The organism is Streptomyces sp. A 4/2, assembly GCF_940670765.1.
In the GTDB taxonomy this organism is placed as follows: Bacteria; Actinomycetota; Actinomycetes; order Streptomycetales; family Streptomycetaceae; genus Streptomyces.
The window spans coordinates 1-434 of record NZ_CALNVW010000096.1 but is presented as its reverse complement, the minus strand read 5'-3'; the positions used below and the strand labels follow the sequence as shown (position 1 = coordinate 434).

Sequence of the window (434 nt, the reverse complement as noted above, 5' to 3'; positions counted from 1 at the left end):
GGTGCGCGGTGGCGGTACACCGCGACGTCGCAGGGCCGGCAGGTGCAGCGGCTGTGGTCCGTGTTGTCGGCGGAGGGGGTGGTGCAGCGGGAGGTGACGCTGGACGGGCTGGCCCGGATCCGTGACGCGCTGACCGCTTTGCAGGGGGAGGGTACGGCGCCCGAGGAGGTGGCGAAGCTGGCCGGGCAGGTGTTCGTGGAGCACGACCAGTTGGATGCGTCGCTGGTGGGGCAGACGGACATGCTGGCCCGGCTCGCCGACCGGTTCGACCTGGGTGCGGAGGGCACGGGTCCGACGCCTAGCGAGTAGCGCAAGCCTGAAAGCAGACCTCGCCATCGCGCGCGAGGAGATCGCCGCACTCCGCAGCGAACGGGACCGTCTACGCGACGCCGTCCGCCAACAGCTCGGTCAGCAGCTTGACCAGGTGTCCAACC

1 protein-coding gene is annotated in these 434 nt (G+C 71.0%); it reads left to right on the top strand.

Annotated features, from left to right (window positions below; all coding sequences use genetic code 11):
• Positions 1-309: DUF2397 family protein (locus NBY69_RS37180; RefSeq protein WP_250306693.1), on the top strand; the 309-nt coding region annotated here is incomplete at its 5' end.
• Positions 310-434 lie beyond the last annotated feature (125 nt).